A 19,893-nucleotide genomic window follows, 5' to 3' on the forward strand; every position below is an offset into this window, starting at 1 on the left:
TGCTGTATAATAAAGATTGAGGTGATACTAATGGGCTTCTGGGCAAAAATCGGACACGCCGTTTCTCCTTATTACAATATCATTATATTGGCATTTGCTGTTATCACAGCTTTGGTAGCTGTTATGCTGCACCAGAACAGACAGGCGGTTGATAACGAAATATACGATTGGGAAGCGTCAAGCGATGACCTTTACAATGTTGACAGGGTAGACAAGATCTTTGATAGCTACCGCAAGATAAATTCGAGTTATACACTGTTCATTACACTTATATCTATTTTTCCGCTTCTCGGTATGCTGGGTACGGTCTTAGCTTTACTCGGACTGGATATGTCCAGTGCAGAAGCTATAAGCAATGCTAAAAACAACTTCTTCTCGGCTCTTTCTTCTACAGCATGGGGAATAATTTTTGCTGTTACATTTAAAATAATAAATGCAAGATTCTTTGCTGATGTCGAGGATCTTATCCAGAGACACCTTTCTCTTATCAAAAAGCTCAGAAAGAGTGGTATTGATGAGTCGCAGAAACAGTCGAGGATGTAGATATGAAGGTAAGAGAAATAATTCTTGATTTTACTTCTCTGCTTGATGTCGTTATGATTATTCTGTTTTTCTTTGTGCTGTACAGCTCGCTGGATGCAGAAAATGCTGCTGAAAAGGCAAAAGCTGCCGAGGCTTCCTATACGGAGATGCAGGAGCAGAATGAGAAGGAACAGCAGGAATGGCGCGAAAAAGCAGATGAAGAATGGGATCGTATCCTTTCAGCTGATGCCAATGCAGGAAAGAATCAGCAGGCTCTTTCGGCATATAATGAAGGAAAAGGAATCACCTTTAATCTGCATGAGGTCGAAAAAGGCGATGTCTGGACACTGAGTGTTCTCGCTGACGGAAAGAGAATTGGTAAGATAAGTTCCGATGACGCCTGTCAGCTGCGCGGAAAGCTGAAGGAAATGCTGGAAAAAGCGGGCTACGGCACAGAAGATGTGGTGATAGCAACGCTGACCTTCAACGGAAATGATTACGGAACAGAAGCTGCTGTTCCAAAAGTGGAAAATGCTGTAATGGGTATTCAGAGAGAATACAAAAATCTCTATTTTACAACAATAAATATATCAAAGTGAGGTAATCGATATGAAGAAAATATTTGGAATACTGCTGATACTTATCATCGCGGCTCTGATATTCGCTCTGCTTTATTTCAAGGGCTTTGGTGGATTCGGTAAAAATTCTGGAGACGGCAAGAAAAATGATACATCTACATCGGATTCTGTCACAAAGGATGAACCGACTACCGAGGCAGCAAAGAATGAAAAAGCTGCTGAGATAACTGTTTCCGGACATGATTATCTTTTCAATAACGAAAAGATTTCACTTGATGAGCTTGCTGCTGAGATAAGCAAGCTTGACAAGGACACAGAGATTATTATTACTTCCGACGACACCGCCGCAAAGAACACGGTGGACGAGCTTACGGACAAGCTTGACGAGCTTGGTTATAAGAACTACAAAAAGGTAGAAAAATAAGTGCAAAAAAGGCTGATACGTAATGTATCAGCCTTTTTTTATGTAGTTTCTTTTCTTATTACAGTGCCCTTTGGGAAAACAAGATTGGACTTGAACGAAAACTTCATCATTGCGTGATTTGCAGTATCTATTTCGTTTCCTTCCTCGTCGTAAAGCTTTTCGAGGACAAGCTCCACAGGCTTCTGAGAAGGAGCAAGCAGCTCAACGGTATCGCCCGCAAAAAAGCGGTTGCGCTGTGTACAGTATACAGTGCCGTTTTCGCAGCTTTCAACAACAGCAACTACGTCGTAATTACGGATATATCCGCTGTTTTCATAGTACTGTGACTCCTCGGGAGTACCGAAAAAGAAGCCGTTGCAGTATTTTCTGTGGCTTACCTTGTATACCTCGTCTCTGATCCAGTCGGGAAGCACAAAATTATACGGATCCTTGTAATAGTGATCCACAGCCATTTTGTAAGCGTTGGTGACTACGGTCACATAGTAAGCTGATTTTGCTCTGCCCTCGATCTTAAGGCTTGTGACTCCTGCTTCTGCAAGCTTGTCGATGTGCTCTATCATGCACATATCCTTTGAATTGAGGATATATGTACCCTTTTCGTCTTCAAAAACAGGGAAGAACTCATTCGGGCGCTTTTCCTCAACAAGGTGATAGCCCCAGCGGCAGGGCTGGGCACATTCGCCGCGGTTCGCGTCACGGTTAACGAGATACTGTGAAAGCAGGCATCTTCCCGAGAATGAAACGCACATTGCACCGTGTACAAAGGTCTCAATGTCAAGATCAGGGCTTGTCTTTGCTCTGATCTCTGCTATTTCATCAAGGGAAAGCTCTCTTGCAAGTACCACGCGCTTGGCACCCATATTGTACAGTTCACGGGCGGTAACGTAATTAACTATTCCTGTCTGTGTGGAGATATGTATCTCCATATCGGGAGCATACTTTTTTATAAGCATGAGAAGACCGATGTCTGCAACAATGAGAGCATCTACCTTTGCTTCAACGGCTTCCTTGACAAAGCGCTCAAAGAAAGGTATCTCATTGTTCCTCGGAAGAGTATTACAGGTGAGGTATACCTTGACATTCCTTGCGTGGGCGGTTTCCACCGCCCTGCAAAGCTGTTCAAAATCAAAATTCATGGGAGATGAACGCATACCGAACTGCTTTCGTCCGAGATATACGGCGTCCGCACCGTAATCCACAGCAGCGGTAAAGCGTTCTTCATCACCTGCGGGAGCAAGAACTTCAAGCTTATTCATTGTTTGCCTCCGCTGCGGCAGCTGCTTCTTCCTCAGCTATGCGCTGTTCTTCTATAATTTTTTCGTCGGCCTTGACCTTTGCCTCATTCTGGAGGTGTTCGTCATAGGTCTTAGAGAAGATAGTTTCCTTTGTATAGATATTAGCTACAAAGTAGAAATCATCAGTCTGCATCTTCTCAAGAACTGCGTCGATAGCGTCCAGACCGGGGCTGCATATAGGTCCGGGAGGGAGGCCCTGCCCCTGATATGTGTCATAGGCAGCGAGTATTTCATTGTTCTTTACAGTCATATGAGGTCTGATAACTTTCTCTGCATAGTTCGTAGTAGGATCTGACTGAAGCTTGCCTGCTGTTTCTTCGGGCTTTTCGAGTCTGTTCCAGAATACACCTGCTACGTGATTCATATCCTCACGGGTGGGAGCTTCCTTCTGAACGATGGAAGCCATAGTAATGACCTGATCGAGTGTAAGATTAAGAGATTTGATCTTTTCGAGTCTTTCGTCGGTCATTTTCTGATCGAAGTTGAAGTATATCTTCTGGCATACCTGTTCGGGATCCATATCCTTTGTGAAGGTATAGGTATCTGGGAAGAGGTAGCCTTCCATACGGGTATCGGCAAATCTGAGCGCAGGAGGAGTTTTCGGGAGATACTCCTCAAACCTGTAGCCGAATTCACCGGAATTGAAATAGAACATAAAGTCACTGCCGTTGCAGACTCCTTCTGCTTCAAGCTTTTCGGCTGCGTCATACAGAGTACCGCCTTCATAGAAGGTAATGTCGACAGCTTCCTTCTTCTGCTCTTCGACCTGGTTGGTAAGGGTTTTGATAATGGTCTCATAAGCCATATTAGGTCTTACGAAGTGTTCGCCCTTGATGTAAACATCGTTCTTTTTGCGCATTTTTGCAAACATCTGGAAGCATTTAGGAGAGTTTATGATACCCTCGTCATGGAGAAGGGTAGAGATCTGTTCCGTATTTGCACCCTCGGGAACGATTATGAGCTTTGTGGTATCGCTTTTTCCTATACCGAGCATATCTCTTCCGAAGGCGATTATTACCATTGAAAGGCATATGGATACAGCAAAGATGAATACTGTAAGGATAAGAACACCCGGAAGTCTGCTTCTTCTCTTCTTTTTCTTCTTTTTATGATGGAGATTATTGCGCTTTGCGCCTGCTGCGCTTCTGGTCGGAGGAGGAGCAGGTCTTGAATGAGGACGCTCTGCATCATGATCAGCCGGAGCTCTGCGTACATGATGAGGCTCCTCGCTGCTCTGAGGTTTTGCCTCTTTTACGGGCTTTTCCTCGCGCAGGTGTCTTGCTTCTGCGGCAGTATCACCGATGGTCCTCGTTTCTTCCGCAGGCTTTTCATGGCTGGGAGAGTACTTTTCTACAAACTTATCCATTTTATCTTCAGTCTTTTCAGCTGAAGCCTTCGTCTCTGCTTCCGCTCTTTTCTTTTCATTATCGAGCTGATTGAGAATATCATTGATAACATCATTATTTTTGTTATCAGGCATTGCAGAGCACCGTCCTTTCTTCCGTAACTATCATATTGACCTTAAGGTCGTGCTGCATAAGGGGCAGCTGTTCGGTGATAAGCTCTTCGTAAGAAAGAGCTATCGTAAAAATATCGGGATTTTGCATTATAAATTCGTCATAATAGCCTCCGCCGTAGCCGAGTCGGCCGCCTTCCTCGGTAAATGCAAGTCCGGGGATAATGCAGATTGTCTTATCGGTTATAACAGGCAGGGGCAGGGCGCTGTCAGGTTCGGGGATACGGTACATACCTTCATGGAGGTCAGCCACGGAGCCTATAAGGTGGAAGGTCATGGCGCGTTCTGTGCCGCACTTTGGCAGAGCCACCTTCTTGCCCATCTCAATGAGCTTGTCTATGAGCAGGTATGTATCGACCTCAGAGCCGAAGGAGGCATACAGGAGCACAGTATCGGCTTCTGCGATCTTTTCCTCTTCAAGGAGCCTTTCGGTTATGTCCATATCCTTTGATACCTTATCGCGTATCTCTGCGCGAAGATGTGAATATTGTTTTCGCAGTTCTTTTTTACTATCCATATCAGTCACACAGTATAGCATTGCGCTGTCGGAGGCTTTCTTCCTTTGAATGTACCTTTTCAACGAGCTTCAGACCAAAGTTCACGGCAACTCCCGCACCTCTTGCGGTTATAAATATGCCGTCTTCGGCAACGCTGCCGCTGCCGATATCTGCACCTGTAAGCTGAGTCTCAAAGCCTTCGTAGCAGACTGCGGTCTTTCCGTTGAGCAGACCCTTATGTCCGAGAATGGAAGGAGCTGCACATATAGCGCCAATGTACTTGTTATTGGATACACAGAAGTCGATAGCCTTCTGAACGTAGTCGGACTTTTCAAGATTGAGAGTTCCGGGCATACCTCCGGGGAGAACTATCATTTCAAGCTCATCAGTGAGCGGAGCTTCCTGTGCAATGGTATCGGTAACTACGGGGATACCGTGTGAGCCGGTGATTATATTATCGCCGACACCTACAGTAATGACTTTTTTTCCTGCGCGTCTGAGCAGGTCGATTGGTGCGATAGCCTCGGTCTCTTCAAAACCGTTTGCAAGAAAAACGTAGATCATGTTCTGTTTCCTTTCATTTAAATGTAACAGTATATTTTTTGAGGAGAAACAGGGGATGATAGGACTGCTTTGCTTTTCTCAGTCCTTCAAGTCCGAGATCCTCCTCCCTGTTGGTGTATTCAAAGCCTTCTGTAAAGGCTTTTGCAGACAGGTTGTTGATACCTGTATATATGCCGTTATAGGATTTATCAGCTTTTTCTATATGAACGCAGAAGGTACTGTCGTTAAGACGGTCACCTATGGAAAATGCAGCTACCTTTCCGCCTATCCTTATAACTCCGCCTGACAGGTCGAGCTCGTTATAGTAGTTGAAATAGGTGTTTATGGCGTACTGCTCAGCAATAAAGGAATGATCCTGTCCGTCGGCTTTTTCGTTGTACTCAACAGCGCTGAAGGTTATACAGTCGTCAAAGTCCTTTTCGGTAATAACAGAAAAGGAGGCATCAAGCTCGCCGAATCTTGCGAGATGATTGCGCTTTGAGTGGTATCTGCGTCCCGGGAGCTCCCTGAGATCCTTTGAGGCGTAGATATAATCCCAGTCTCCCTCATCTGTACTTACATCAAAGCTGTCGGGGAAGAGATCACTGAGCATATCAAGAGAAGATTCCGTAATGCCTGCTATTCTGAGCGGCTTTCCAAGCCCCTCCGCAGTTTTTTTCATTTCTGCGATTACTTCTGAGCAGCTTCCTTTGCCGGAAGGGAAGAAGAACTTCGGTATTCCGTCTTCCGAACGGAAGGAACAGCAGATGTAAAATTCCTTGAAAAAGCTGATCTTTGAGTCGCCCAGGCGTTTCCAGGCCATATTGTTGGAAAAGCTGTATTCGCAGCCCATGAACTGAGACTCGTTCAATGCTGCTGTTATGCGTTTTTTATCGGTAATATCTATGTCTCTGAATTCAAGCATTGTTTCTCCGCCGGCTATTATCCTTTCATGGATGAAAAATACTCTCTGACTTCATTTATCCTGCCGCAGGTCATTTTACCTTCGGGGCATTTCCCTTCCGCAACGCATGAAGGACCTGCGTGAGCGAATATATGGGGAGCAACTTCAAGGCATTGCTTCAGCATTTCGTTAGCCACAGCCCTTATCTCCCACTGTGCGCGGTTGCAGCAGCGGTGACGGAAAAAATTGAAAAGAGAGCGTACATTCATGGTAACAACTATTTTGGTCTCACAGGCATTGGGGAGTATGAATCTTGCGTCTTCATTTGCTAGCTTTCCTGCCTTTGAACGGGCAGTTTTCTCATCGAGACCCTGTGCTGTGAACTCTGCGGTATGCTTTTCTGTAAGTATATTCACCAGCTTTTCATAGCTTTCGGTTATTTCGTTTATCATTCTGTCGTACTCCGACTTAGCCTCCGGGATCTCTTCAATGGCTGGGGGAGTGATGAACTCGAAGCCGTTTTCGTTGACATAGCGCTGGCTTTTCTGAGAGTATGAAGCTATACGGTGTCTGACAAGCTGATGTGAGCAGGCTCTGGAGATACCTTCGATACCGAAAGTGAATGTAACGTGCTCTGTAACGCTTTCGTGTCCGATAGAAACTATCATATCAATGAAGCTTTCCACCTTGTCGTCGGTGAGACCGTCGCGGAGAGACTCAATGTCGCTGCTGGAGTAGCAGAGCTTTGCAGCCGTGGCTATAAGCTTTTCAGCGTCGGGAGTATATGATAAAAGTTTGACGTTCAATTCAGACACCTTCCTTATTTACAATAAAGCATATACTCTTATTGTATCATTTATCTTACATTAAGTCAAGAAAATAACGTAAAAAATAATTAAAGTAATTTATTTAATAAGTTTGTCCGGTGATAAAATGAAAAAAATTTCAATTTTACTATGGACAAACAGAAAAAAATGTAGTATAATAAAACAGTATCTGGAATCTACAATTATATCGGAGGAATATACAGATGAATAAGTTTAATAAGTTTGCGGCTGCTGCTGCGGCATTTGCTATTGCAGCTTCAATGTCGGGATGCAGTGCGCCTGAAGCTATTACAATAGGAAAGGGAACACAGACTGCACTGACTGTTGACGGTTATGAGGTTCCCGCAGGCGTATTTATTTATAATGAGATATCCGCATATAACAATGCTGCATATGAGCTTTACACAAAGAACGGTGCACAGCCTTCAGTTGACGATGTAAAGAATGCTGCTATCGGTGACCTTGATGCTGTTGACTGGATACAGAACAAGGCTACCGAGTCGTGTAAGGATTTCGTTGCTTATGAAAAGGAATTCGAGAAGATAGGCGGAGAGCTTACTGCCGAGCAGCTTGACAATATCAAGTCGGTTATTTCGGCAAATTCTTCAAATGATATGTTCACAGACAACGGTATCGGCGAGGAGTCTCTCAGAAAGCTTATCGAGAATTCTTACAAGCAGGAAGCGATATTCAAGCATTATTACGGTATCGACTGTGAAAAGGGCTGTTCAGAGGACGAGCTCAAGGAGTACTACCAGGATAAGACCACAAGAGTAAAGTATTTTGCGGTAAGCATGGTAGATGATAACGGCGAAGAGTTCGGTAATGACGAGAAGAGACGTCTCAATAACATGATCACGGATTATGTAAAGGAGATCAACGCCGAAAAGACAAACGAAGGCAAGCTCAAGAAGATAGACGAGTGCGAAGAGGAGTATAAGGAGTATGTTGAAAAGCGTACTGCCGAGGCTGCTGCAAAGGCTGCCGAGGAAGCAGGCGAGACAACAACTACTACAACTACCACCACTACTACTACAGCCAAGGGTGAGACCACAACCACCACTACAACAGATCCTTATGCAAATGAGATAACTGTTACAAAGTTCACAACAACTACAGCTGACAAGGATGCAGATCCCGCAACAACAACTACAGCATCAGCTGAACAGCAGGCTTCACTTAAGGCATATCAGGCATATAACGATTATCTTTTCAACAAGCTTGAATGTTATAAGGCCGAGAAGTATGATTATGATGAGAAAAACGTTTATATCGTTATCAAGGCTGATATAAAGGAAAGAATGACAAAGGATGACCTCTGGAGCGAGGATAATATCGATGCTCTTCTCAATGAGCGCTATTACAGCGATTATGAGGATATGATGAAGGCTATTGCCGAGAGTTATTCGGTTGAAAAGAATTCATCCGCTTACAGAAAGTTCACTCCCTTCAAGCTCAAGCTTGAATCTGATCAAACGTAAAAGATCAAAGGCTGCCGTGTAGGCAGCCTTTTTTATGCGTTATTGTTTCTTTTTTGAAGTCTTACGTCCTTACCTTTGAATTCAAGGCATGAATACATTGATACCAGCCGTGAGACCACTCTTTTGTCGTAGCGTCTGCCGATGCCTGCAAAATCAAGATTTGTGCTGATTATTGAGGGTTTTCCGCGGTTAAGTCTTGTGTTTATAATATTGTAAATGGTGGCGGTATAGAACTGCGATTCGTATTCCGTACCCATATCGTCCAGTATAAGCAGGTCCGTATCCATGACCAGATCTATCATTTCTGATGAATGTTCGCGGCTGAAGTGCTCTTTTTCGATCTTACGAAGGATATTTATAGCCGAATCGTATATTACTCCGTAGCCCTTTTCAAGCACTTTATTGGCAATGGCAAGAGAAAGATGCGTTTTTCCGAGGCCTGTCTGACCAAACATGAGTATACTTTTGGAGTCAGGCGAGAAGGTGGCTGCATATTGCTTGGTGAACTCAAGGATATTCTTCATAGCGTTGTAGTTTTCGCCCGAGTAATATGACAGAGAGAAGGTATCAAAGCTTGAAAGCTCTAGCTGTGAATTGTTGTTGAGCTCATCAGCGGCAAGCTTTCCGCATAATGCTTTGAAGCAATCGCAGAATTTACTGCCGTTATAGCCTGTATCGCTGCATTTCGGACAGGTATAGTGCATTTCCAGATAGTCCTCGGGATAGCCGTTTTCGGCAAGTATTTTCTTTGACATCATCTGTGCACCGAGATTATACTGCCTGAGCTGTTCGATCTTATCGGATATATCCTTGCCTTTTCCGTTTGAGATGATAGAAATGAGCTCCTTGCCCGTATTATAAAGAACTTCGTTTATTTCACGGATCTGAGGTATCTTCTCGTTGACCTCTCGGATCCTCATTTCGTTTTCACTGACAGCTCTCATGCGGCGGTTTGTAAGGATAGCCTGGGCTTTATCAAATATTTCGCTGTCCATTTTTACCTCCTTACAGCAGGAATTTGTTTATTACCGATTCATATTTTTCATAGTCACTGTCATCGGAATTGTTTTTTGATGCTGTATTTTTCTTTTTCTTCACATACTCGCTCTCTGCGTTCTGAACTTCCTTGACAGACATGAAACCGCTGTCCCGCCATGAGAGGAGTATTTTGTTTATGTAATTGAAATTGAGCTTGTTTATCTGCTCAATGGTCTTTTCGTAAGCGTATTCAATGAGCTCGAAGCTGAAACCTGCGTTTTTCCACTGCTGTATGAACTCATTCTGCTTTGATGTGGGACGGTTCTGCATCTGGAATATTTGCATTATCCTGGAAATATATTCCCTGCCTGCATTTATGCTCTGTATCTCGTCCTGTGCGGCAGCAATAGTGTTTATCTCTTTTTCTGCCCATACAGAGGCTATCTTTTCGATATATGCGGTGTTGACCTTTTCTATGGAAGCACAGTAGGAGAGAAGTGTGATTATTACTTCCTTTTTGAGCCCGAGATGATCGAACATCCATATTATGGAGTTCATCTGTCCGTTTTTCAAAGGTCCGAGTATAGTCTCGGAGATTTTGAACAGTTCCTTTATATCCTGAGATTTTTCCATTATGGCGGCTATTTCCGAGCCGCTGAAATTGAATTTATGATCGGGAGCCGCAACAGCAGTATTTGCAGCTGGTGTGTTATTTGCGGGAGCTTTCGTACTGACGGGAGCAGTCATTATCGGCTGCGCAGAAGGAGTATTAACAGAGGTCTGGGGACTGAGGACATTAGCCTGCTGCCAGAAAAGAACAGCGTCTTCAACTTCCTCGGCGGATACACCTGTATTAGCTGATATTTCTTCGGCAGAACACGTTTTACCCGAGCATCTCAGCAGGAAAAGAAGCACTTTTATCTGCTGTCCGGAAGCAAGCTTCAGAAAATTATCGGCAACTATACTGGGAACTCCGAACATTGCTCCCCATATGCCGCAGTTTACTTTGAATTCCAATGTGTACACCTCCGAAAAAATACTGCAAAAAACATTATAACATATTTTTAAGGCGTTGTCACCATGCAAATTATACAATCAGCGTGTGAAAAATGTGTTTATTTTTTAGTCCGTATCTGTCAGTAGTTTAAGTGCGGCTGCGTATTTTTCAAGGCGTTCTGCGGTCTTTTCCGAGCACCTGACAGCGTCGCAGCCTATGCGCGAAATATCGGAATTATGCTTCAGATCAGCTGCTTTTACAGCCTTTGCCACAGGATTTGTGCTTATTTTTCTGATGTAGTCAAGATAATCCGTGTTTTTGTCATGAGTAAGCAGCTTTAAAGCATCTGTGACCTCGGCAGGAAAGACCTTTTCAAGTTCTTCTATGGTGACGGAGGTGTCTTCGGCCACATCGTGAAGGAGGGCGGAACAGACTGTTATCTCGTCAGTCATCTGCTCTGCAAGGTGAAAGGGGTGAAAGATGTAGGGAACGCCGCTTTTGTCGAGCTGTCCGTGATGAGCGTTATAGGCGATTATCATAGCTTTTCTTGTAAGATCAGTATATATCATTTCATTATCTCCTTCAATTCGGAATCAATGAATTGTATCAGCGGCTTTTTTATGATAAGCTCACGATTATTGCGAAACCATTCATAGGAGCCCGCAACAGAATCTTCAAGTGGAGTGAGATCACTTAAAATACGGTTCATCCGTGATACATCAAGCTCGTACTGATAATCATAGAATGGGAAATAGCTCCGCTGTGGAACAGTTTTCGGTACATTTATAAATTCAGGCTCTCTGCCCACGGATTTATAGCACAGCTTCACCCAGTCTCTAATGCTGACAGATATGGGGTATCCTGTGTTGAAAATATGATCTGCGGGGCTTGTATTCAGGATCAATTCCGTTAATCTGCAAAGATCGCCTATGTGGAAGAACTGCAGCTTCATGCTGCCGTCTGACGGGAGATAAAATGGTCGTCCCGCTTCAGCACATTCAAAGACGAAGGCTTCTCTGTAAAGATTGTTCATATAGCCGCAAAGGTATGGCGGACGAAGGATATAAGCATCGCTCACCCTGCTGAGAAGTGCGTTTTCGGCGCTGATCTTGTCGCTGCCGTATTTCCCCCATATGGAGTTGGCACCGCATTTGTATGACTCGCTGAACGGGCTCGGAAGAGTTTCGGGATAGACAGCGCTTGAGCTTATCAGTACATAGGTGCCGAAGCATCCGAGGCTGTCGAGAAGATCGTTTACATCATCGGAGTCATAAGCGGTGACATCGAGGACAGCGTCAAAGTGCCTGTGTTTCAGTCTGTCTCCGAGGGAATGGCGATCGGCGATTATGGGAGTTACGTTCTGCGGCTGAGGGCGTGTACCTCGGTTGAGAACGAAGACATTATGGCCTGAATCTGCAAAATATTGAGCGGCAGCCCTGCTTGCGAAAACGGTTCCGCCGGTTACGAGAATATCCATATAACAGCTCCTTACATTTGATACTTTAATTATAACACGGACGGAGCTTTAATACAACTAAAATCCGCCTTTTTCAAACATAATTTTCAGCTTTCCGATAGCCTTTTTTTCAAGCCTTGAAACATAGGATCTGGAAATCGCGAGTTTTTCAGCGGTTTCGTTCTGGGTATGTGGAGTGCTGCCATACAGACCGTAGCGGTATATGAGTATTTTAAGTTCGCGGTTGTCAAGACATTTATCCAGAAAGGTGTATAGCTGTTTTGAGCGCATGAGTAAATCGACCTGCTCGTGTATATCTATCCCGTCATCTATGAGATCCATAAGAGTAAGCGAGTTGCCGTCCTTATCGGTCTCAACCGGCTCATTTATGTAAATATCTCCCGAAGACTTTTTGGCGGCGCGGAACTGCATGAGTATCTCATTTTCAATACATCTGCTGGCATATGTTGCAAATCTTGCGCCTTTTGTATGATCAAAGGACGAAACGGCTTTTATAAGTCCCACAGTGCCAACGGATATAAGTTCGTCCTGTTCATCGGCCTTTGAAGCGTACTTCTTGACGATATGTGCCACAAGGCGGAGATTGTGTTCGATAAGGCGGTTCCTTGCGGAACTGTCACCGCGGCTCATTTGTTCAAAACAAAGCTTTTCTTCCGCTTTGGACAGCGGTTTCGGAAAGACTGAGGTGTTTTCGATATGCAGAGCAAAGAAAAACAGATTCCGAAGCAATTCAATAAACATATAATATACCTCCGATGATTTATAAAACATCTTATGAATAAAGGCATGGACATTATTTTATAATCATAAATATTAACTATAGCTCAGCCTGCGAGGGGCAAAAATATCTCAAAAATCAGATATTGGTATTGACGTAAAGCGATAAATATTATATAATAATAGTGTATGGTTTTTTGTTAGATCTAATTGCCTGCAAGACGGGCGAATGTATTGGAAGAAGTGATAAATTGAAGAATTACGTTTCGGCTTCTGTGCTTAGTGCAGATATGCTTGAACTGAAAAAGGAAATAAAAAAACTCGAGATCAGCGGTATAGATATGCTGCATTTCGATGTTATGGACGGCAGCTTTGTGGATAACATCACTTTCGGACTGCCTGTTCTTCAGCAGGTGCGGAAGGCTACAGATATGAAGCTTGATGTACATCTGATGATAAATGATCCTTTGAGGTATGCTTCGGCTTTTGCTGATTACGGCGCCGATATGATCTCATTTCATATCGAAAGCAGCAGTGATACTCTTGCAACCATCAGAAAAATAAAGGAAAAAGGCGTAAAGGCTTCTGTTGCCTTAAAGCCTGCTACCTCCGCAGAGGAGGTATTCGAGTTTCTTCCTTACCTTGATATGGTGCTTGTAATGACTGTGGAGCCCGGCTTCGGAGGACAGGATTTCCTTCACGGGACTCTGGATAAGATCAGTGTTTTGAGAAAAAAGATAAATGAACTCGGTCTTGATATCGATATTGAGGTCGATGGAGGAATAAATGCCGAAACTTCCGTGCTTGTAAAGCGTGCAGGGGCCAATGTTCTTGTATCGGGAAGCTATCTCTTCGGAGCTGCTGATATGGCAGCAGCTGCCGATATTATCAGGGAAGATCTGCCATGCTGAAAAGTGTAAGAAAAGAACGCCTTGTATGGCTTGATATAATGATAACCCTTGTAACTCTCGAGCTTATGTCTTACTTTTACTACGGAATAAGATCACTGGTACTTGCAGGAATATGTATTGCATTCGGCTTTGCGGCGGACCTTCTTTCGCTGAGACTCATGGGAAGAAAATTTACTGCCGATGATCTCACCTGTACTTCTGACGCATTGATGCTTTCTCTTATGTTCCCCGCTGTTATAGATTTCAAGATTGCGGGGATAGCTGTGGTTTTTGCAACAGTAGTTGCAAAGAACCTTTTCGGAGGGCGCAGGAACATGATATTTCAGCCTGCGGCGGCGGCATATGTTTTTGTGCTGACCTCATGGGGAAGGCAGCTTCTTCAGTTTACCGAGCCCCATGTAAAGACAGGGGTATTTGAAAAGCCGGATGTCCTTGTTAATTCGGCCTCTCACTCCTTCAATATGACGGGAGTATTCAAACATACAGACTTTGAGATACTCCTCGGCAATTTCAGCGGAGCTCCAGGAACGGTAAGCATATTGCTGCTTTCTGTTGCGGCGGTAGTGCTGATGTTCAGAAAGAGCATTTCGGCAGGCGCTTTCCTCGGAACCATATTCGGTACGGGCTTCTTTGCTCTGCTTACTCCCATGGTTTCGCAAAGAGGTGCTTCCCTGAAGTATTCACTTGTCACAAATATGGTGCTTTTTGCAGCCATATATATAGTTTCCGATCTGAGGATCGCTCCGAAGCGCAACTATTATGCATTCTTCTATGGCTTGTTCATCGGAGTCTTCTCCTATGTTCTTGTCCTTACAGGGGCAAAGGAGAATGCGATAGTTATAGTTTCGGTGCTCTTTACTCCTGTTGCTCTCGGTTTCAAGAACCTTGAAAAGAAGATCGATACTGCCGCAAACGAATATGAGAATACGGCAGCTTCAACAGGAAACAAGACGGGAGAGGGGGAAATAAGCGTTGAATAATCGCAAAAAGCTCCTTTTCGGCGGAGTTCTCGGTGATAATATCGTATTATCGGGATTAATGGTGATATCACCTGTAATAATCTGCGGTGATACGCTTAAGAATGCGGAAGCGCTGATATATGCTTTTTCTGCGATCACCTTTCTTTCGGTGCTTATATCGTCATTTGTGCCGCGTAAGCTTCCGTATACGGCAAAGATAATAATATATGCGGTCATTTCTTCGCTGGTATATATACCTGTCAGACTTGCAGCCAGCGAGTTCTATCCCGAATCCATTGAAAGGATAGGGATATATTATCCGCTGCTGGCAGTTAATTCGCTTATAGTCTTTCAGACTGAAGCCAAGTTCTATCGTATGAAGAAAGCGGATATGATAATATCCCTTCTGTCATGTATACTCGGCTTTGATTTAGTGATGCTCATCACAGGCTTTTTGCGTGAGCTTTTTGCCTACGGTACGATCAACAGCAAGATAGTTGATATAAATACCGTTATAAACGGTCTGGCACAGCCCTTCGGAGGCTTTATATTCCTCGGGCTTATGTGCGGAGTTTACAGGTATATCCGCGGAATGGTTTCAAAAAATAATAATGAAGTAAGGAGTGGTACCGATGTTTCTGATAAATGATCTTATAGCTCTCCTTGCTGCAAATCTCATATTATCACAGGCACTTGGTACAAGTACCCTGTTCATCGCTGCGGGCAGCAGGAAAAATCTTGTAGCCACAGCAGGTGTTATCACATTGTTTACCACTATCGGTTCGGCAGCTTCTTTTTTCATAGATCTTGCCGTTCCGTCATCTGTTTCAGATCTCAGACTGCTGTTTTATACTCTTGTAATAGCTTTCCTTTATGTCGCTTTGCTCATTATCGTATATAAGTTCGGCAGCCGCTGGTTTGAGGATATGAGAAAATATATCCATGTTTCAGCCTTTAACTGTGCTGTTATGGGTACATTGTTCACCATAAACAAGAGAGCTGATGCAGACAGTGCTCTATCGGGCTTCGGGGGATATGTATCGGCAGGCTTTGAAGCGGGAATAGGCTTTGTTATCGCAGCGATAATCCTTACAGCTGCGTACAGGAAGCTGAATTCACGGAAGGTTCCTGCGGCTTTCAGGGGATTTCCCGCAATGCTTGTATATCTTGGAATTATTTCAATGGCAGTATATTCGCTTAAGTGAACGCAATATACTGATATAGGAGAGTTAGGTTAATGAAGTTCAAGAACAAAGGAAGAAAGATCTACAAAACAAAGGAAAAGAATTATTACGGAAAAAGTCCTGTTGGCAAAGCCTTTTCCATAGGTCTGACAGTTCTTCTTATCGGAGGTATAGGCTTTATAGGTTACAGTGTTGCCGAGCCTCTGCTTAATTACAGCAAGAAAAAGGGCGATAACAGTGCTTCCTCGGAGGTGGTTTCAGCCGAGACCGATCCCACTGATGAGAACGGTAACCCCATAGAGAAAGAAACAGCATCTGTTCCGGTACCTGTGAATACAGAGAATTATAAGGCGTATGCTCTCAGTCCGCTTGAAATATCGGACGCTCAGTCTATAAAGAGCGCTCTGAAGCGCGTACCTTCCGATGAAAAGATAGAGTATATCGAAGTACCTCTCAAGGTGAGCGGAGGAGAGATATACTATGCTTCGAATAATTACTATGCCACATCTTCGGGGGTTATTCAGGCATACACAAAGCTGAGTGATATAGTTTCGGCTATTTCGTCAGAGGGCTACAAGCCCGTGGCAACTGTAAGCACCTTCAATGATAATGTGCTTCCGAATTATTTCCGTGATATGAGTTATCTGACTGTTGATGACGGTTCACAGTGGATAGATAACGATATAGATGCGGGCGGTAAGCCATGGATGACTCCTTTTTCGGAATCGGCTGTCAGCTATAACAGCGATATTGTTGAGGAGATCTCACAGGCAGGCTTCAGCAAGATTGTCTGCTACGACTTTATTTTCCCTGATTTCCGCGCAAGTGATATGGAATACCTTGGCGAAAAGGTAACAGGTGCGGACAGGTATATGGCACTTACTTCAGCTGCTAACCTTATGTATGACAAGATACTCAATAACGGTTCGAATATGCTGCTTGAAGTCAACGCTTCAGACCTTCTGAAGGGTAAGAAGGATATACTTCAGCCCATGCTTCTCAAAGTCAATACGGTTATACTGAATATTGACCTTGATGTTATAAGCTACGGCGTATATACAGGTGATACCGTGTATGAATTTACAGGTACCGCCGCGGAAAACGTCAAGAAAATGCTCGATCTCGTAAGCAGCGATGTTGATGACTTCAATGTTGCTGTGCGCGTTTCCGGATCAACATTAAGTACCCAGGATTTACTTGACGCTAAGAAAGTGATAGAAGAGTACGGGTATGATTCGTTTGTACTCGGCTAAAAATATTCCCGGTCTTTGATCGGAGAACGGAGCTTGTTATGGCAGAAAATTTCAAGGTTTCGCTTCAGCGTGTCATCGACGAATTCAAACTTGAGGCGATATATGTTCACAAGGATCCTAACGAACTGATGATAGATGAGAACGATGTAAATCGTCCGGGACTTCAGCTTATGGGCTTTTATGAGTATTTCAATCCCGAGCGTATCCAAATCATCGGAAAAATGGAATTTGCCTATCTTTCAACAATAGATGAAAAGACAAGAAGAGAGCGCCTTCAGCTTCTTTTTGCACAGAGGATACCTGCGCTCATAATCACACGTGAGCTTCCGTACTTTGCAGAGATGCTCGAGCTTGCAAAGGAGTACGAGGTACCGCTCCTCAGAAGCAAGGAGAGCACTTCAAACTTCATTGCGGGACTCATTGCTTTCCTTAACCTTACTCTCGCTCCCAGAATAACCCGTCACGGTGTTCTTATCGAGATATACGGTGAAGGTGTGTTCATTACTGGCGAAAGCGGCGTCGGAAAGAGCGAAACGGCCATTGAGCTTGTAAAGAGAGGTCACAGACTGGTAGCTGATGACGCTGTTGAGATCAGAAAGGTCTCGAATATAAGTCTTGTGGGTAGCTCTCCCGACAATATCCGTCACTTCCTTGAGCTCAGAGGTATCGGTATCATCAATGCAAGACGTCTTTTCGGTATCGGTGCTGTAAAGATGACTGAGAAGATCGACCTTGTGGTAGAGCTTGAACAGTGGAACTCTGAGAAAGTTTACGACAGAATGGGCGTTGATACCGAATTTGTCAGCCTTCTCGGCGTAAAGATACCTTCACTGACCATACCTGTTAAGCCGGGACGTAACCTTGCGGTTATCCTCGAGGTCGCAGCTATGAACAACAGACAGAAGAAGATGGGCTATAATGCTGCCCGCGAGCTTCTGAACAGACTCGGTATGGAGTCGGATCCGAAGGAAGTAGTCCGTGACTATGAAGCTTTCTGATAATTTTTTTGTGGAGCAGGGGGAAACTATGCTTGATATAAGTGAGATCTCACAGCTTTGTGAAGAGCTTGGATGTAAAATAACACCTGAGTGTTCGCTGAGAGAATATATAACTTTTCGATTCGGAGGACCTTGCAGAGCGCTGATAAGTATAAATTCAGCTGAGTCTGCTGCCAAACTGATACGCTTTATGAGAGAAAAAGGCATAAAGTACGGCATCCTCGGAAGAGGCAGCAATGTTCTCGTACCGGATGAGGGCTTTGACGGAGTTATTCTCCTGTTTGGCAGCGATTTTGCAGGTATTCAAGTCAATGGCAGTACGATACGCTGTGATGCGGGAGCCCTTCTTGCTTCCGTTTGCGTCAGGGCACAGCAGCTTGGACTTACGGGTATGGAGAACCTTTTCGGTATCCCCGGTACTGTGGGAGGCGCACTGTATATGAATGCAGGTGCTTACGGCAGTGAAATGAAGGATGTGGTCGTTTCAGCCGAGTATATAGACAAGGACTGCAATATCCGTACCATATCCGCAGAAGATATGGATCTTTCATATCGTCACAGCTTTTTCTCTGAAAGCGAAAATGTTATTACTTCCGTGACAGTTGAGCTTCAGAAGGGCAATGCAGATGAGATAAAGGCTGCAATGACAGAGTGTATGACGAAGAGAAGTTCAAAGCAGCCTCTGGATTATCCCAGTGCGGGAAGCACCTTCAAGCGTCCCGAGGGAAGTTATGCTTCGCTTCTTATCGAGCAGTGCGGACTGAAGGGCATGACCTGCGGCGGTGCCATGGTAAGTGAGAAGCACAGCGGATTTGTTGTGAATAAAGGCTATGCGACCTGCGCAGATGTTCTTGAGCTCTGCGATAAGGTGAAAAGTATTGTAAAGGAAAAAACAGGCTACGTGCTGGAGCTCGAACCTGTTATCCTCGGATAAATCTTTTGTCGTAAGGAGTTTTTTATGCAGCTTTTGATAGTAACAGGTATGTCCGGATCGGGAAAGTCCAGCGTCATGGATGTTATGGAGGATATAGGCTTTTACTGCATTGATAATATACCTCCCAAGCTGATAACTCAGTTTGTTGATCTTTGCAGACAATCAGAATCTGAGATAAATAAGATCGCAGTCGCGGTAGACATCCGTACAGGTGATATGTTTACCGAGATATTCCGTTCATGGCAGGATCTAAAGCATTACAGTGATGTTGATGTCAAGGTGCTTTTTATCGAGGCGAATCACGACGTTCTTCTGAAGCGATATAAAGAGACAAGACGTAAGCATCCTCTTTCGGAAAAATTCAACGGCAACATTCACGAAGCTATTAACTATGAGTGGGTACAGCTTTCCCAACTCAGAGAAATAGCCGATTACTACATAGAAACTTCTAATTTTACTGCTTCCCAGCTAAAGGAGCAGGTAAGGGAGCTCTTCCTTGAAAACAGCTCCGATTCCCTTATAATCAAGGTAATGTCCTTTGGCTTCAAGTACGGTGTATCAACCGAAGCCGACCTTGTCTTTGATGTAAGATGCCTGCCAAATCCCCACTATATAGACGAACTTAGGAACCACACAGGACTTGAAAGCTGCGTCAGAGACTATGTAATGAGTTTTGAACAGTCACAGGTCCTTTTTGAAAAAATGAAGGATCTTATCGATTATCTGATACCTCTTTATGTCCATGAGGGCAAGAGCCAGCTGGTGCTCTCCTTTGGCTGTACCGGCGGAAAGCATCGCTCTATAACATTTGCCGAGCTTATGGCGGATCATCTGATCGAAAATGGTTACAAGGTACAGAAATACCACAGAGATATTACTAAGGATAAGAAATTCTGAG

General features: G+C 44.2%; 23 protein-coding genes. 12 read left to right on the top strand and 11 right to left on the bottom strand.

Annotated features, from left to right (window positions below; translation table 11 throughout):
- Positions 1-30 precede the first annotated feature (30 nt).
- The 3 genes from RF007C_RS16460 to RF007C_RS07290 are packed head-to-tail and all read left to right on the top strand — an operon-like array spanning position 31 to position 1,524.
- Positions 31-543 (top strand): MotA/TolQ/ExbB proton channel family protein, encoded by a 513-nt coding sequence (locus RF007C_RS16460; protein WP_019678438.1) that lies wholly within the window; start codon positions 31-33, stop codon positions 541-543.
- Positions 544-545: 2 nt separating this feature from the next.
- The gene (locus tag RF007C_RS07285; protein WP_037298724.1) at positions 546-1,121 is read left to right on the top strand and encodes a biopolymer transporter ExbD; all 576 of its coding nucleotides are present in this window, start codon (positions 546-548) and stop codon (positions 1,119-1,121) included.
- A gap of 10 nt (positions 1,122-1,131) precedes the next feature.
- A complete protein-coding gene (locus RF007C_RS07290) occupies positions 1,132-1,524 on the top strand; it encodes a hypothetical protein (RefSeq protein ID WP_037298726.1) in 393 nt (130 codons plus the stop codon).
- A 38-nt stretch (positions 1,525-1,562) separates the two neighbouring features.
- Here the strand turns inward: RF007C_RS07290 and RF007C_RS07295 are convergent, their stop codons facing one another.
- From RF007C_RS07295 to thyX, 6 genes are read right to left on the bottom strand one after another with little or no spacing between them, the layout of a single operon-like run.
- The gene (locus RF007C_RS07295) at positions 1,563-2,780 is read right to left on the bottom strand and encodes a peptidase U32 family protein (RefSeq protein WP_037298728.1); all 1,218 of its coding nucleotides are present in this window, start codon (positions 2,778-2,780) and stop codon (positions 1,563-1,565) included.
- A complete protein-coding gene (gene mltG / locus RF007C_RS07300) occupies positions 2,773-4,299 on the bottom strand; it encodes an endolytic transglycosylase MltG (protein ID WP_037298731.1) in 1,527 nt (508 codons plus the stop codon). The genes RF007C_RS07295 and mltG overlap by 8 nt, the downstream gene beginning before the upstream one ends.
- Complete coding sequence (locus RF007C_RS07305; protein ID WP_242823059.1) at positions 4,292-4,852, bottom strand: 5-formyltetrahydrofolate cyclo-ligase; 561 nt, start codon at positions 4,850-4,852, stop codon at positions 4,292-4,294. Before RF007C_RS07305 ends, mltG begins: the two co-directional genes overlap by 8 nt.
- A gap of 1 nt (position 4,853) precedes the next feature.
- Entirely contained in the window at positions 4,854-5,396 is a 543-nt protein-coding gene (locus RF007C_RS07310; protein WP_037298732.1) for a DJ-1 family glyoxalase III, read from the bottom strand.
- A 13-nt stretch (positions 5,397-5,409) separates the two neighbouring features.
- Complete coding sequence (locus RF007C_RS07315) at positions 5,410-6,300, bottom strand: DUF2156 domain-containing protein (RefSeq protein ID WP_037298735.1); 891 nt, start codon at positions 6,298-6,300, stop codon at positions 5,410-5,412.
- A gap of 17 nt (positions 6,301-6,317) precedes the next feature.
- Positions 6,318-7,085 (bottom strand): FAD-dependent thymidylate synthase, encoded by a 768-nt coding sequence (thyX, locus tag RF007C_RS07320; protein ID WP_037298736.1) that lies wholly within the window; start codon positions 7,083-7,085, stop codon positions 6,318-6,320.
- Between the two features lie 224 nt (positions 7,086-7,309).
- Here thyX and RF007C_RS07325 point away from each other — a divergent pair, with 224 nt between their 5' ends.
- A complete protein-coding gene (locus RF007C_RS07325) occupies positions 7,310-8,587 on the top strand; it encodes a hypothetical protein (protein ID WP_037298737.1) in 1,278 nt (425 codons plus the stop codon).
- A gap of 32 nt (positions 8,588-8,619) precedes the next feature.
- Here RF007C_RS07325 and RF007C_RS07330 read toward each other — a convergent pair whose 3' ends face one another.
- The 5 genes from RF007C_RS07330 to sigK all read right to left on the bottom strand — a co-directional run bounded on the left by RF007C_RS07330 (position 8,620) and on the right by sigK (position 12,780).
- On the bottom strand, positions 8,620-9,582 hold the full coding sequence (locus RF007C_RS07330) for an ATP-binding protein (protein ID WP_037298738.1): 963 nt from the start codon (positions 9,580-9,582) through the stop codon (positions 8,620-8,622).
- 10 nt (positions 9,583-9,592) lie between these two features.
- Positions 9,593-10,582: a DnaD domain protein gene (locus RF007C_RS07335; RefSeq protein WP_019678449.1), complete on the bottom strand. Its 990-nt coding sequence runs from the start codon at positions 10,580-10,582 to the stop codon at positions 9,593-9,595.
- A gap of 105 nt (positions 10,583-10,687) precedes the next feature.
- Positions 10,688-11,131, bottom strand: coding sequence for an HD domain-containing protein (locus RF007C_RS07340; RefSeq protein WP_037298744.1), 444 nt, complete (start codon positions 11,129-11,131; stop codon positions 10,688-10,690).
- Positions 11,128-12,039 carry an NAD-dependent epimerase/dehydratase family protein gene (locus RF007C_RS07345; protein ID WP_037298745.1) on the bottom strand — a complete coding sequence of 304 codons (912 nt, stop codon included), beginning with the start codon at positions 12,037-12,039 and terminating at the stop codon, positions 11,128-11,130. The genes RF007C_RS07340 and RF007C_RS07345 overlap by 4 nt, the downstream gene beginning before the upstream one ends.
- A 57-nt stretch (positions 12,040-12,096) precedes the next feature.
- A complete protein-coding gene (gene sigK / locus RF007C_RS07350) occupies positions 12,097-12,780 on the bottom strand; it encodes an RNA polymerase sporulation sigma factor SigK (protein ID WP_082316726.1) in 684 nt (227 codons plus the stop codon).
- A gap of 227 nt (positions 12,781-13,007) precedes the next feature.
- Here sigK and rpe point away from each other — a divergent pair, with 227 nt between their 5' ends.
- The 8 genes from rpe to rapZ are packed head-to-tail and all read left to right on the top strand — an operon-like array spanning position 13,008 to position 19,892.
- The gene (gene rpe / locus RF007C_RS07355; protein ID WP_037298750.1) at positions 13,008-13,667 is read left to right on the top strand and encodes a ribulose-phosphate 3-epimerase; all 660 of its coding nucleotides are present in this window, start codon (positions 13,008-13,010) and stop codon (positions 13,665-13,667) included.
- Positions 13,661-14,647 (top strand): RnfABCDGE type electron transport complex subunit D, encoded by a 987-nt coding sequence (locus RF007C_RS07360; protein WP_037298752.1) that lies wholly within the window; start codon positions 13,661-13,663, stop codon positions 14,645-14,647. The genes rpe and RF007C_RS07360 overlap by 7 nt, the downstream gene beginning before the upstream one ends.
- Positions 14,640-15,275 carry an Rnf-Nqr domain containing protein gene (locus RF007C_RS07365; RefSeq protein ID WP_037298755.1) on the top strand — a complete coding sequence of 212 codons (636 nt, stop codon included), beginning with the start codon at positions 14,640-14,642 and terminating at the stop codon, positions 15,273-15,275. The genes RF007C_RS07360 and RF007C_RS07365 overlap by 8 nt, the downstream gene beginning before the upstream one ends.
- On the top strand, positions 15,259-15,831 hold the full coding sequence (locus RF007C_RS07370) for an Rnf-Nqr domain containing protein (RefSeq protein ID WP_019678456.1): 573 nt from the start codon (positions 15,259-15,261) through the stop codon (positions 15,829-15,831). Before RF007C_RS07365 ends, RF007C_RS07370 begins: the two co-directional genes overlap by 17 nt.
- A gap of 32 nt (positions 15,832-15,863) precedes the next feature.
- Entirely contained in the window at positions 15,864-17,063 is a 1,200-nt protein-coding gene (locus RF007C_RS07375; protein ID WP_019678457.1) for a putative glycoside hydrolase, read from the top strand.
- Positions 17,064-17,101: 38 nt separating this feature from the next.
- Positions 17,102-18,061: an HPr(Ser) kinase/phosphatase gene (gene hprK, locus RF007C_RS07380; RefSeq protein ID WP_037298758.1), complete on the top strand. Its 960-nt coding sequence runs from the start codon at positions 17,102-17,104 to the stop codon at positions 18,059-18,061.
- Positions 18,062-18,089: 28 nt separating this feature from the next.
- Positions 18,090-18,995 carry a UDP-N-acetylmuramate dehydrogenase gene (gene murB, locus RF007C_RS07385; protein WP_037298952.1) on the top strand — a complete coding sequence of 302 codons (906 nt, stop codon included), beginning with the start codon at positions 18,090-18,092 and terminating at the stop codon, positions 18,993-18,995.
- Positions 18,996-19,019: 24 nt separating this feature from the next.
- Positions 19,020-19,892, top strand: a complete 873-nt coding sequence (gene rapZ / locus RF007C_RS07390; protein ID WP_019678460.1) for an RNase adapter RapZ — start codon at positions 19,020-19,022, stop codon at positions 19,890-19,892.
- Position 19,893 lies beyond the last annotated feature (1 nt).

This window comes from Ruminococcus flavefaciens 007c (genome assembly GCF_000571935.1).
GTDB lineage: Bacteria > Bacillota > Clostridia > Oscillospirales > Ruminococcaceae > Ruminococcus > Ruminococcus flavefaciens_F.